Source organism: Actinokineospora sp. PR83, from assembly GCF_021056305.1.
GTDB lineage: Bacteria > Actinomycetota > Actinomycetes > Mycobacteriales > Pseudonocardiaceae > Actinokineospora > Actinokineospora spheciospongiae.
On sequence record NZ_JAJCXD010000118.1, the window covers coordinates 1 to 12,839 of the forward strand.

General features: G+C 74.5%; 12 protein-coding genes. 7 read left to right on the forward strand and 5 right to left on the reverse strand.

All coding sequences use genetic code 11. The annotated features are described in order from the left end of the window. The coding region (locus L6E12_RS31085; protein WP_236231488.1) for a hypothetical protein at positions 1 to 1,108 on the forward strand (1,108 nt) is incomplete at its 5' end. Between the two features lie 352 nt (positions 1,109 to 1,460). Next, positions 1,461 to 2,657 carry a Fic family protein gene (locus tag L6E12_RS31090; RefSeq protein ID WP_236231489.1) on the forward strand — a complete coding sequence of 399 codons (1,197 nt, stop codon included), beginning with the start codon at positions 1,461 to 1,463 and terminating at the stop codon, positions 2,655 to 2,657. A gap of 8 nt (positions 2,658 to 2,665) precedes the next feature. Here the strand turns inward: L6E12_RS31090 and L6E12_RS31095 are convergent, their stop codons facing one another. From L6E12_RS31095 to L6E12_RS31105, 3 genes are all read right to left on the reverse strand, one after another. Beyond that, entirely contained in the window at positions 2,666 to 3,421 is a 756-nt protein-coding gene (locus tag L6E12_RS31095; protein WP_236231490.1) for a hypothetical protein, read from the reverse strand. Positions 3,422 to 3,769: 348 nt separating this feature from the next. Continuing rightward, a complete protein-coding gene (locus L6E12_RS31100; protein WP_035290394.1) occupies positions 3,770 to 4,264 on the reverse strand; it encodes a sigma-70 family RNA polymerase sigma factor in 495 nt (164 codons plus the stop codon). 244 nt (positions 4,265 to 4,508) lie between these two features. Then, on the reverse strand, positions 4,509 to 6,374 hold the full coding sequence (locus tag L6E12_RS31105; RefSeq protein ID WP_236231491.1) for an Hsp70 family protein: 1,866 nt from the start codon (positions 6,372 to 6,374) through the stop codon (positions 4,509 to 4,511). Positions 6,375 to 6,509: 135 nt separating this feature from the next. Between L6E12_RS31105 and L6E12_RS31110 the strand changes: the two genes are divergently transcribed. The 3 genes from L6E12_RS31110 to L6E12_RS31120 are packed head-to-tail and all read left to right on the forward strand — an operon-like array spanning position 6,510 to position 10,110. Then, a complete protein-coding gene (locus tag L6E12_RS31110; protein ID WP_236231492.1) occupies positions 6,510 to 7,058 on the forward strand; it encodes a histidine kinase in 549 nt (182 codons plus the stop codon). Beyond that, a complete protein-coding gene (locus tag L6E12_RS31115) occupies positions 7,049 to 7,714 on the forward strand; it encodes a response regulator transcription factor (protein WP_236231493.1) in 666 nt (221 codons plus the stop codon). The genes L6E12_RS31110 and L6E12_RS31115 overlap by 10 nt, the downstream gene beginning before the upstream one ends. Positions 7,715 to 7,755: 41 nt before the next feature. After that, the gene (locus tag L6E12_RS31120; RefSeq protein WP_236231494.1) at positions 7,756 to 10,110 is read left to right on the forward strand and encodes a hypothetical protein; all 2,355 of its coding nucleotides are present in this window, start codon (positions 7,756 to 7,758) and stop codon (positions 10,108 to 10,110) included. A 57-nt stretch (positions 10,111 to 10,167) separates the two neighbouring features. On the opposite strand, the gene L6E12_RS31125 is transcribed toward L6E12_RS31120, so the two are convergent. Further along, positions 10,168 to 10,566 (reverse strand): RidA family protein, encoded by a 399-nt coding sequence (locus tag L6E12_RS31125; protein ID WP_236231495.1) that lies wholly within the window; start codon positions 10,564 to 10,566, stop codon positions 10,168 to 10,170. 176 nt (positions 10,567 to 10,742) lie between these two features. On the opposite strand from L6E12_RS31125, the gene L6E12_RS31130 reads away from it, so the two are divergent. After that, positions 10,743 to 11,306: an isochorismatase family protein gene (locus L6E12_RS31130; protein WP_236231496.1), complete on the forward strand. Its 564-nt coding sequence runs from the start codon at positions 10,743 to 10,745 to the stop codon at positions 11,304 to 11,306. Next, on the forward strand, positions 11,303 to 12,232 hold the full coding sequence (locus L6E12_RS31135; protein WP_236231497.1) for a GlxA family transcriptional regulator: 930 nt from the start codon (positions 11,303 to 11,305) through the stop codon (positions 12,230 to 12,232). The genes L6E12_RS31130 and L6E12_RS31135 overlap by 4 nt, the downstream gene beginning before the upstream one ends. A gap of 159 nt (positions 12,233 to 12,391) precedes the next feature. Here L6E12_RS31135 and L6E12_RS31140 read toward each other — a convergent pair. After that, on the reverse strand, positions 12,392 to 12,839 hold a 448-nt coding region (locus L6E12_RS31140), incomplete at its 5' end, for a sensor histidine kinase (protein WP_236231498.1).

A 12,839-nucleotide genomic window follows, 5' to 3' on the forward strand; every position in this document is an offset into this window, starting at 1 on the left:
GGGGGGGGGGGACGCCCAGCGCCTGTTCCCGGAGGGGTACTTCTTCCTGCACGCCCTCTACGGCCTGAGCTGGGTCGAGCTGGGGATGCGGGAGCCGGTCGGCGAGCGCTCGACGGCGTTGCGGGAGGCCCGCTTCGCCCTGGCGCGACTGGACTCGCCCGCCGGGCGGGCGCCGTTCAGCGCGGACCTGACCCCGGCGCACGGGGTCTTCTTCCGCGGCTGGACCAACTGGCTGCGCGGCGGGGTGCTGGGCCTGGAGCCCGCCGAACGGCGCGACCCGGCCGAGGTGCGCCGCTTCGCCGAGGACTCCGCCGCCCTGGGCGCGGCCTTCGACGCCTCGCCGACGCCGTACCTCACCGCGTACCCGGGGCAGGCGTGGCCGGTGGACTCGACGGTGGCGGTGGCGTCGCTGCGGTTGCACGACACCCTGCTGCCGCCGCGGTTCGCCGGGACCGCCGAGCGGTGGCTGCGCGAGGTCCGGCAGCGGCTCGACCCGCGCACCGGGCTGCTCCCGCACCGGGCCGACCCCACCGACGGCACCCCCGCCGAGGTCGCCCGCGGCACCTCGCAGAGCATGATCAACCGCTTCCTGCCCGAGATCGACCCGGCCTTCGCCCGCGAGCAGTACCTGCGCTTCCGCGACCGGTTCGTGGTCTCGCCGCTGGGGCTCGGCCCCGCCGTCCGGGAGTACCCCACCGGTCTGGACGGCCCGGCGGACGTCGACTCCGGCCCGCTCCCCCTGGGCATCAGCCTGTCGGCGACCGTGGTCACCATCGGCGCCGCCCAGGTCCACGGGGACGACCGGCTGGCCGCAGCGGTGGCCGCCTACGCCGAGTTGGTCGGTGTGCCGGTCGGGACGCCGTGGAGCAAGCGCTACGGGTTCGGCCTGCTCCCGATCGGTGACGCGTTCCTGGCGTGGTCCAAGACCGCGCGGCTCTGGGTGGTCCCCACCCCGCCCGCGCCCCCGGCGACCGTCTCGTCCGTGTGGTGGCTGCCGTTGGTGTCGCTGCTGGTCGTCCTCGCCGCCGCGCCGTGGCTGCCCGCCGTGATCCGGCGCCTCCGAGGTCGCCGCCCCCGGCGCGGACCGGACGGCGTGGCGGGCGACTGACCGAGGGATTGAGCTGCGCGCCAGACTTCGCCACGAATGGGTGGGTCGGGATGATCTCGAAAGAGGGACTTCGGCGAAGCCATGTCTACTCGCTGTAAACACCGGTGATGGTGTTTCGGCATTTTCCGGCCACCCTCCGGTCTCCGCCGAGCGCGACCGCGATTGCCGGTGGGGTGGCTGATCGGATTTCCCAGTGGGTGAAGTGCGATTTCGCCTTCTCGTCGACTTTCTACAATGGACAGATCGAGCCCCGGCCCCGCATCACCCCAATGGCCGAATCCATTCGCGCCAACCAGAATCGAACAATCTGTAGTTGCTTGGCTTTGGCTACACCTTGTGCCAGTCTCGTGCCATGAGACGCAGCCTGCCCCCTGGGCAGTGGGTGCCGATTCCCCCTATCCCCGGTATTCCCGACGCGCTCCGCGAGGAAGGCGCCCACCTGCCCCACCCGTTGCCCTCGGACCTCGTGCTGCCCGTCGCCACCTACCGCCTGGCCGCAGAGACCGAGCACTGGTTGGGGAGGTTGGACGAGGCGGCGAACCGGCTGGGGGTGCGCGACGGCCTGGTCCGGGCCACCCAGGTCCGGGACGCCCAGAGTTCAGCGGGTCTCGCCGGGAAGATGGTGGGGTTGCGCCGCGCCTTCGTCGCGGACCTGTTCGCGTCGTCGGGGCGCTCGCCGGAGGACGTCGCCGCCGACGGTGCCGACGAGAGCGACGCCTCGCGGCGGATCGCCCCGTTCCTGATGGCCTACGACCACGGCCTGCGCCGGGTTCGGGAGGGGGCGCCCGTGGACGGTCGGGTGCTGGCCGAGATGAGCGCGATCATGACCGGTCGGCCCGCCCACCCGGTCGAGGAGATGCTGCGCAAGGAACACGGTTGGCTGGGGCGCAGCCCCGAGCAGGCCTACCTGCTGACCGCCGTGGGCGCGCACCTGCCCGCGCTGCTGGAGCAGTGGTCGACCTGGGTCCGCGACCGGAGCGACCAGCCGCGCAGCGTCAAGATGGGCATCGCCCACTTCCAGATCGAGGTGGTGCAACCGTTCCCCGCCGCCAACGGGCACGTGGCCCGCTCCTTCAGCATGGTCGAACTCGTGCGCAGCGGGCTGCTCGGCGACCAGATCCTGCCGCTGTCGGTGTGGTTGGACGACAACCTCGACGACTACCAGGAACGGATCAGGGCCGTGGTGGACACCCGGCTCATCCACCACTGGGTGGAGTTCTACCTCACGGCCCTGCGCGACCAGGCTCGGGCGCAACTACGCCTGATCGCGGCGCTGGAGGACACAGCGGCGGCGTTCACCGCCCGGTTGAGCGGATCCGGGACGCGGCAGGGTGTCGCGGCGGATGTGGTCAGGAGGCTGGTCGGGTTCCCCGTCACCAGCCACGCCGCGCTGCGCGAGCACTACGGCATCACCCTCAAGGCCGCCACCAACGCCACCCAGCGCCTGTGCGACCTCGGCATCCTGACCAGGTGGGAGTCCCGCTCGTACAGGCAGGTGTTCCTGTGCGAACCGGTACTGGACCTGCTGAGCCTGAACTTCGAGGGCTGACCGTTCCCTCACGCGCCACCCGGGTCGTGGTCGGGCAGGTCCGCTCCGCCGGGCAGGTCGACCAACCCGTCCACCCGGTGGACCTCGGCTGCGTCGGCGCCTGCGTCGACCAGCAACGCTCGGGCTCGCCTGAACTGCCGTCGGGCGTTGATCTCCGACCCGGACGACCACAGCGCCCTGCCCAGCAGCACCGCGTGCGCCGCCACCTCCTCCGCGGTGGCGTCAGCCACCCCGTCGTAGGCCTGCCCGGCGCGTTTGAGGTAGTCCACGGCCGCGTCCACGCTGCCCACCTCCAGCATGATCGCCCCCAGGTCGCACAGGGCCCGGGCGATCCCGCGCGGGTGGCCGTGGCGCAGGTGTGCGGCCAACGCCTCGTCGGCGCAGTCGATGACCCGGTGCAGCCTGCCGCGCCGTCGGAACGTGGCGCTCAGCGACCGCAGCGCCCCGTCGAGACCGTCGAGGTCGTCGAGCCGCCGCCACACCGCCAACTCGCGCATGCCGTCCACCTCGGCGGCGCGGTACTCCCCACGCTCGAACAGCACGGCGGCGCTCCGGCGGAACGACTCCGCGACGGCGGGCGACCCCGGGTGCCCCTCGGCCAAGCGCGCCCCGCAGTCGCGGAGCCGGTCCAGCCAGGTCTGCTCCACCGGCACCAGGGGAACGGCGGACCACACCCGTGCCAGCAACACCGCCGCGGCCTCCACGTCCCCACCGCCGACGGTGTCCTCGACGAGGCCCAGGACCGGGTCGAGGTGCCCTTCCAACCACCGGCGAGCCTCTCGGGCGTCCGGGACAGGAGATCCGGTCTCCTCCTCGGGCGCGCGGTGGCGATCGACCGCCGCCCGAATGCGGTTCACGTCCCGCAGGACCCCGTCGTCGGTATGGCCTGCCCCGCCGTTCACCGCAACCACATCCCTGAGTCCGACAACCGGTCATCGCGACGCCGTGATGGAGTGCAGGTCACACCCGATCGTCACCCCTCCCGTTGCATGATCATCAACGAGTATCCACCATTCGAGTGAGTGATCGGTACCGCCAACCCGACCGCCCACCCGCGAGGACGGTCCACTAACGGGTGAATTGTGTCCGGAGGTCGTGTTCGGGACGGGTGCTCAGGCGGCTTCCTGGGCGGGGATGCTGGTGCGCAGGGTCCGCAGGGCGTTGTGCACCCGGCTCTTGACCGTGCCGACGGGGACCTTCAGGACCACGGCCGCGCCCGCGGCGGTGCGGTCGGCGAAGTAGACCTCGACCAGGGTGCGGCGGTGGGCGCTGGGCAGCGCCTCCAGCACGTCCTCCACCACCAGGCGGTCCAGCACCGCGTCGGTCGGCTCCGGGGTGCTGGTGGGGTCGCCCTCGGGCATCTCGACCTCGGTCGGGCGGGACGCGCGGGCCCGGTGCTGGTCGACGGCGATGTTGTGCGCCACCCGGTTCAGCCAGCCGCGGACGGAGCCGCGGTCCTCGGTGAGGCGGTCCTGGTGGCGCCACGCCCGCACCCAGGTCTCCTGCACGACGTCCTCGGCGCGGTGGCGGTCGCCGCCGGTGAGGCGGGTGGCGTAGGCCAGCAGACCGGCGCTGTGGCTGCGGACGATGCTGTCGAAAGTGGACATCGAGGCTTCCCCTTTTCCCGTGTTGCTCCGGTGGGGAAAGCTTCGCGCTTCCGGCCGCGCGAGTCGGTGGGACAGACCCTCCGACCCCGGGGGGAGCCCCCGCCGGTTGTCGGAGGGGTTCCCCCGCGGTAGGGGTAGGGGAATCCCCACCCCGGCGTCCGCTGGTCAGGGATTTGCCCGCGCGGTCACCTGATCTTCACCGGGACGCCCCGCGCGGGCAACACCGCGGTGCTGGGGCTCCGCTTCAGGTGAGGTCGGAGCAGGAGGTGGCCGCCGGGTCCTCCGCGGCACCCGGCGTCCAGCGCACGTTGGCGAAGGTCGCGTCGAACACGCCCGCGGTGTAGACGAGGAAGAAGGTGTTGACGTTCTTCGGGTCCAGCCCCTTCTCGGTGAAGCAGGAGACCGGGATGCGCACGGTCGACTTCGTGCCGACCGGCAGTCCCTGGAACAGGGTGGTGGCCTCCACCTCCGCCGCGCACGGGTACTCGCAGTGCACGCCGATGGTGGTGCGGACCGCGGGCGCCTTGTTCACCACGACGTCGAACACCAGGGCGCTCTTCGCGTCCACGTAGGCGCTCATGTCGCGGCCGCCGCGCACGTCCTGGAAGTAGAGCTGCCCGGGGCCCTTGCCGGTCCAGGTGGTGTGCAGCCCGTCCTCGGTGCCCGCCTTGCCCGGTTCCACCGAGATCGCCGTCTGGGTCGCGGCGTGGGCCACCCCGAGCTGCGTGCCCGCCCAGTTGTCCTCGGACCCGATGATGCTCTTGAACGGGATGACGTCCTGCTTGTCGTACACCTTCACCTCGGTGGGGCTGTTCGGCGAACCCGCCGCGACGGTGGGCGCCGCGCCGCCCTCGTCCCCGCCGGAGGTGAGCGCCACCGTGGTGACCGCCGCGACGAGCAGCACCGCCGCCGCGGCAGCAGCGGGCACCAGCCACTTCGGCTTGCGCGCCCTGCTCGCCCCGGACACCCCGGACGGCCCCGGCGCCCCGGACGACCCGGCGGGGAGCGCGGTGGTCGCCAGGCCCGACGGCGGGGTCGGCGGGGCGGAGGTGGCCACCTGCCGCGCCACCGCGGCCGCGCCGAGCGCCACGGTGAACTTCGGGTGCAGGCCCACCCGCACCGGCCTGCCGAAGGCGGCCGAGACCATCTGCGGCACCAGCGGGATGCGCGAGGAACCGCCCGCGAGCAGCACCGCGGCCAGGTCGTCCGGCTTGAGCCCGGCCGAGGAGATCGTGCGGTGCAGCGCCTCGGTGGTCAGCGCCACCGAGGGGCGGATCATGTCGTTGAACTCCAGCCGGGTCACCAACAACTCCCGTTCACCCGAGGGCAACGGGATGCGCAGCGTCACGTCCGGTTCGACCGACAGGTCCTCCTTGGCCCGCACGCACAGCGCGCGGATCGCCGCCAGCGCCACCGCCGTCTCCGGGTCGGCCGGGTCGAGCGCGCTGACCGCGCCGTCGAGGCGGGCGTCGACGTGGGCGAGCAGCGCCTCGTCGAAGTCCATGCCGCCGAGCCGCTCGATGCCCTCCGGGGTGCCCAGGATCTCCATGCCGCCCGCGCGGGCCCGCAGGATCGTGGTGTCGAAGGTGCCGCCGCCGAGGTCGTAGACCGCGACCAGCTCCCCCTCGCCGAGCCTGCGCTCCACCGAGTAGTGCGTGGCGGCGGCCTCCGGCTCGGTGACGATCCGCGCCCCCGGCAGGTCGGCCAGGCGCGGCACCTCGTCGAAGTGCTCGCGCCGGTACGGGCCCCACACGGCCGGGCAGGTCAGCACCACCGACGACGGCGCACCGCCCTCCTGGGCGCTGACGAAGGCGACGACGTCGCGCAACTGCGCGGCCAGCAGCGCGGCGGGGGAGTAGGCGGCACCGCTGAGCACCAGCGGCGTCGGGTCGCCGAGCCTGCGCTTGTGCCCGCGCGCCAACCGGGCCGGGTCCGACCTGCCCACCGCTTCGGCGACGTCGCCGGTGATCAGCGCACCCTCGGCAGCCGCGTACACCACCGACGGGGTGATCACCCCGTCGCCCAGCGAGACCATCCGGGTGCCTGACTCCCCGGCCACGGCGGCCGCGGTGAAGGTTGTGCCGAGATCGATGCCGAGGCCGTAGCGCACTTGGACACTCCCTGCGTCGCGTCGCCGAATGATCAGGTCGGATGGTAATCCGACCGTTGTGCGGTAGGGATATCCCTACCCGCATCTGGGGCGGGCCACCTTGCCGAGGGGGCCCGACTCGATCAGGCTGGCAGCGTGATCGGACTGCTGCTGGGGCTGCTCCGCCGCGCGGGCGGGTGGCGTCCCCGGCTGCGCCCGCCCACCCCGGACGCCGCTGAGCTGCGCCGCGACCTGGAACGGGTGCTGCACGACGGGCCCGCGCTGCGCACCTCGGCGCTGGCGCTGGAGCTAGGCTTGCTCGCCGTGACCGTGACCGATCCCTGCCAGCGAGACCGCGTCGAAGCCGCGCAGCACACCGTGCGCCTCGTCCTCGACGACCTGCGCCAGGTCGGGGAGGCGCTCTACCCGCCGGTGCTCCCCGGCGCGGGCATCGAACCCGCCCTGCGCTCGGTGGCCGAGCGCCACGGCCTGGCCCTCACCCTCGACGTGGCCGCGGCCGGGCTCGGCGCCGACGCCAGATCCCGCACCTGCCTGCTCGTGGCCGACCACCTGCGCTCGCTGCGCCGGGACACCGCCGTCGCGGTGCGGGTGCGCGCGGGCCGCCACCTCGTCCGGGTGCGCATCACCGAGGACCGCCCCGGCGCGGCCCCCCGCAGGCACTGGGCGGTGCTCCGGTGCGCGTAGCCATCGCCGAGGACGGCGCCCTGTTCCGCGAGGGACTGGTGCTGCTGCTGGAAGCCGCGGGCCACGAGGTCGTCGGCTGCGTGCCCGACGGCGACCGCCTGCTCGCCCTGGTCACCACCGAACCGGTGGACGTCGCCGTGCTCGACATCCGGATGCCGCCGGAACCCGACGGCGGGCTGACCACCGCGGAGCGCATCCGCGCGCTGTACCCGGACATCGGGTTGCTGCTGCTGTCGCACTACGCCGAGACGCACTACCTGATGCGCGTGCTGGAGATCGGCACCGAGCGCATCGGCTACCGGCTCAAGGAGCGGGTGGCGGGCGTGCAGGTGCTCGACGACACGCTGGTGCGCATCGCCGCGGGCGAGATCGTGATCGAACCGGTGCTGGCCAAGCGGCTGGTGCAGACCCCGGCGGGCCGCGACGGCGGGGCGATCGACGCGCTGACCGAGCGCGAGCACGACGTGCTGCGGCTGATGGCCGAGGGCCGCACCAACAACGCCATCGCCGCCGAGCTGTTCATCTCCGCCAAGGCGGTGGAGAAGCACATCGCCGCGATCTTCACCAAGCTCGACCTGCCGGGCGACCCGTCCGTGCACCACCGCCGGGTCCTGGCCGTGCTGGCCTACCTCCAAGCGCGCCGGATCGACGGGTAGGCGTGCTCGCCCGGCGCGGGCGGGGACGCGCCCCGCACCAGGTGGCGGCACAGGCCCCCGCCGCCCTGCTGGTGTCGGCGCTGGTCGGCAACCTCGCCGAACTGGTGTCGGGCGAGGTGGTGTTCGGCGTTCCCTCCCCCGGCGGGCTCGTCGTCGCGGTGAGCTGGCCGCCGCGCCCACCCGGGACGCCGCTCGGCGCCGACTTCGCCGAGGTGGCCACCGCCCCCGGGGTGTCCGCGGCCGAACCGGCCCCCGGCGGCGGTGTGGTGCTGATGACCAAGTCGGGCCGGGTCACCGGAACCGACCGGTCGGCGTTGCGCGAGACGGCCACCTGGCTGGGCCTGGCCACGCGCCTGGACCGGCTGCGGACCGCCCGCGACCTGGCCGCCCGCCGCGCAGAGGGGCTCGGCGCCGACCTGGCCGCCACCCGCGAGCGCCTGGCCCAGGTCCGCGACCTGGAGCGGCGCAGGCTCGTCGGCGCGATCACGGCGGTGACCACCCGCGAGTTCGCCGACGTCCGCGCCCGTGCCGAGGAACTGGGCTCCGCCTTCGCCGCGGACGCGGCCGACACCACCGCGGAAGCGGGCGGCGAAACGGCGGAAACGGGCGCCAGGGCGACGAAGCCGGGCAGTGGTTCAGCGGAAACAGTTGACAGAGCGGAAGAACCGGGCAGCGACACAGCGGAAACGGGTGTCGGCAAGGCGGAAGCGGACGACGACGCGGCGGGCGCCGTCGACAACCCGGCGGGCCGGGCGGTCGCGGATGCGGCGGGGCGCGCGGTCGACGGGTTGCGCGACGCCTTGGACGAGTTGATCGACACCTTCCGCACGGTGGTGCGCGGCGTGCACCCGGCCATGCTCCCCGAGCGCGGCCCCCGTGCGGCGCTGGAGGAACTGGCCGCGACGCTGCCCCGGCCGGTGCGCTTCGGCGGCGACCTCGGCCGCCGCGTCGGCTGGGAGGTCGAATCCGGGCTCTACCACGCCGCCGCCGCGGTGCTGACCGTGCTCGCAGGCCGCGACGCGGACACCCCCGTGGCGGTCGACCTCGACCGGCAGGGCACCGTGCTGCGGGTCGTGGCCACCGCCGCCGAACCCGACCGCCCGGTGTCCGCCCTGGCCGCCGCCCTGGCCGACGACACCGAACGCCTCGCCGTGCTCGGCGGAGCGCTCACCTGCGCCGCGGCGGGCGGCGTCGCCACCGTGTCGGTCCGGCTGCCCGAGCGCATCGGCGCGGACGCCGTCAACGGGGAGACCACCACCGCCGGTCTCCTCGACCGCGTCCGCGACCTGCTGGAGCAGGGCTGGCAGGCGGCCACCGACCCCGCCGACCGCGACCGCTGGGCCGCCATCGCCGACCGCCTGGGCAGGCCGGTGCGGCTGGCCGTGGTCGGCCCGGCCCGCACCGCCGTCGTGGGCGCGCTGCTCGGCACCGAGGTCGCCGCGGCCGACAACCCCACCTGGTACGCGCGCGGCGAGAGCGGCGTGACCACGAACGCCAACGGGCACCGGGTCGTGCGGCTGCCCGCGGACTTCCTGCGCGGCCTGACCGTGGTCGACGTGCCCGGCGCACCCGACACCGCGCTCGCCGCGGCGTTGTCCGCCGAGTCGGAGGGGGCCGCCCCCGCCGTCGACGCCGTGCTCTGCCTCACCCCGCCCGAACCGGGCTTCCGCGAGACCCTGCGCGCGGGCAGGCAGCGGGTCGCGCTGATCGACCCGGACCCCGACCTGCGCCCCGGCCTCGCCCTCGTCGCCGCCACCCTGCGCGAGGAGGAGCACCGCGCCCTGCGCTCCGCGGCACCCGATCCCGTCGCCCTGGCCCGCGTCCCCCCACCGGACCTGCCCACGGCGGTGGCCACCGCCCGCGCCGTCGCGGAGCAGGGCGCGGCCGCCCTGATGTCCGCGCTGGCCCAGCGCAGCGGCCTGACCGCGCTGCGGCGCGGGCTGACCGACGCCCTGCTCGCCCGCGCGGAGGTCATCACCGCCCGCCGCGCCCTGGTGGCCGTCGACGCGGCCCTGCCCGCCCTGCCCGCGAACCACCCGCTGCGGTGGTCGGTCGAGCAGGTCCGCGTGGAGGCCCACGACATCGCCGAACTCGACCTCCTCGACGACATCACCCGCGGCGTGGTCCCCCTGCGCGCCGACCGGGCCGCCGCGCTGCGCCTGCTCGGCGCCCACGGCCTCGCCGCCCGCACCCGCCTCGGCCTGTCCGCCGACGCCCCAGCGGACCGGGTCCACGCCGCGGCCCAGGCAGCGGCCGACCGGTGGCGGGCCCACGCCGAACACCCGGCGACCGGGGCCAGGGCCCGGCACGCCTGCGAGGTCCTGATCCGCACCTGCGAGGGCCTCACCGCGCAAGCCCACCCCACCCCGCGCAGCCGCGGCTCCGCACCGGTGTGAGCGCGCAGCCATGCCCGTGCTCACCCGATCCGAGCGCGGACACCCACCTCGACGAGGTCACCTCGTCACGGCAACGGCCTCCACCTCGACGAGCTGGCCCCGGTAGCCGAGCGCCGCGACGCCCAGCAGGGTGCTCGGCGCGTCGTGGTCGCCGAACCGGGCGCGCACCACGTCCCAGGCCGTGACGAGGTCCGCCTGGTCGGTGCTCGCCACGTAGACGGTCGTCCGCGCGACGTCCGTCAGCGCAGCCCCCGCCGCCCGCAGCGCCACCTCGAGGTTGTCCATGACCTGCCGGGCCTGCCCGGCGACGTCACCGAGCGCCACAACCCGGTCGTGCTCGTCGATCGGACACGCACCGGCGGTGTGCACGAGCCGGGCACCGGCGGGGACCACCGAGGCGTAGGCGTAGGGGACGGCATCGGTCAGGCCGCAGGCACGGATCAGTTCCACAGGCATGACGCCGACGATGCCACGTCCACCGCCCCCACTCGACCACATTTGCCCACCCGGGCACCTGCTCGCCGGGCCACCGGTCGGTGGGGAGGCTCCGCGGAGCAGACTTGACCGGATCGTTCCGGTGCCTGGCGCGCGCGTACCTGGTGGCAGCGGCCCGGGGCGGCGAAGCTGGACCCGTGAGCGAAGCGCTGATCGTCATCGACGTGCAGGAATCCTTCCGCCAGCGACTCGATTGGGCGGAGCTGTCGAACCCGGACATCGTCGGCCGGGTGAACACCCTGGTCGAGCACGCCAGGGCCGAGGGGGACCCGGTGGTGTGGGTGCTGCACTCGGAGCCCGGCAGCGGCACCGTTTTCGACCCCGCCTCCGGCCACGTGCGCCTGATCGACGGGCTGGAACCGCTGGAGGGGGAGTCGCTGTTGGTGAAGACCTCGCACAACGCCTTCACCACCACCAACCTCCAGCAGCGGCTGACCGCGCGTGGCGTCGGCGGGGTGCGGGTGTGCGGCATCCGCACCGAGCAGTGCTGCGAGACCACCGCCCGCGTCGCCTCCGACCTGGGTTTCGACGTCACCTTCGTGACCGACGCGACCGCGACCACCCCGCTGCCGCACTGGCGCACGGGTGTCGTCCTGGGGACCGACGCGATCGTCGAGCGCACCGAGTACGCGCTGGCCGGTCGGTTCGCCACCATCGCCACCGTCGCGGAGGTGACCGGCGCTACGCTGACCGGATCGTGACCAGAGTCGTCTTCCTGCTGGCCCCCGGGGTCCACCTGCTCGACTTGGCGGGCCCCGCGCAGGTCTTCTCCACCGCCGCCGACCACGGCCTCGGCTACGACCTGGTCCACGCCGCCGAGCACGACGAGGTCCGGTCCGCCCAGGGCGTGGTGCTCCGGGCCGGGCCGCTGCCCGACCTCACCCCGGACGACCTCGTCGTCGTGCCGGGGTGGCGGTCGAGCGGTGGCATGGGGCCCGTCCCGCTGCGCCGGGCCACCCTGGCGTGGCTGCGCGACCACCACACCGCGGGCGGCACGGTCGCCAGCGTCTGCGCGGGGGCCGACGCCCTCGGCCGGGCCGGGCTGCTGCACGGGCGGCGCTGCACCACCCACCACGAACTCCAGGACGACCTGGCCCGCCGGTACCCGGGCGCGACGGTCGTCCGCGACGTCCTGTACGTCGTCGACGGCACCGTGGTGACCTCGGCGGGCATCGCCAGCGGCATCGACCTCGCCCTGCACGTCCTCGCCACCCGCCACGGCCCCGCCGCCGCTGCCCGCGTCGCCAGGGCCATGGTCGTCCACATCCGGCGCAACGGGGACGAACAGCAGGTCAGCGCCCTGCTCCGGCACCGCGCCCACGTCCGCGAGACCGTCCACCGCGTCCAGGACGTCATCGAGTCGCGGCTGGCCGAGCGCCTGCCCCTCGCCGAACTGGCCCGCGCCGCCGCGTGCAGCGAGCGCACCGTCACCCGCGAGTTCGCCCGCGCCACGGGGACGACCCCGCTGCGCTACCAGCAGGAACTGCGGTTGGAGCGCGCCGAGCACCTGATCGGCCAGGGCACGCCGGTCGAATCCGCCGCCCGCGAGGTCGGGTTCGCCGACGCCCGCATGCTCCGCCGCCTCCGCTCCCGATCCCACCGCGCACCCGCCCGCCCACTCCCGTAGCGGCGAGGGCGTGCCGCACACCGGGATGCGGTGGAGTGGGCGGCATCCCGTTCCGGTGCGGGCACCGGTCACGAGGACGCGCACCCGCGTGGTCGACGCGGACGCTCCCGCGCGGTCCTGATCCGCGTTCCCGCTCCTGCTCGCCGGTTCGGGGGCTGATCAGTAGGGGACGAGACCGGCGACCACCGTGCCCCGGCCGGGTGCCGAGGTGACGCGCACGCCGCCGCCCACGGCGGCGGCGCGGGCGTCGAGGTTGTGCAACCCGGCGTCGGCGGGCAGGGCGGACCGGTCGAAGCCGGGGCCGTCGTCGCGGACCTCGAACGCCAGGCCCCGGTGGGTGTCGCGCGTGCGGACCAGGATGCGGGCGCCCGGGGCGTGCTTGTGCGCGTTGTTCACCGCTTCCATGCACACGAAGTAGACGGCCGACTCCACCACGGCCGGGTACCGGCGCAGCCCCGGGTCCAGGTCCAGCGCCACGTCCGCGTGCTCGGCCAGCTCGTCGACCAGCGCGGCGGAGAGGCCGTCGTTCACCAGGGCCAGCGGCAGGATGCCCGCGGCCGTGCGGCCCACCAGGGCCTCGGCCGCGTCCAGGCGGGTGAGCAGGTCG

Coding starts and splice junctions, on each gene's coding strand:
- L6E12_RS31090 (WP_236231489.1), top strand. CDS start 1,461: ATGAGACGCAGCCTGCCCCCTGGGCAGTGGGTGCCGATTCCCCCTATC.
- L6E12_RS31100 (WP_035290394.1), bottom strand. CDS start 4,264: ATGTCCACTTTCGACAGCATCGTCCGCAGCCACAGCGCCGGTCTGCTG.
- L6E12_RS31125 (WP_236231495.1), bottom strand. CDS start 10,566: ATGCCTGTGGAACTGATCCGTGCCTGCGGCCTGACCGATGCCGTCCCC.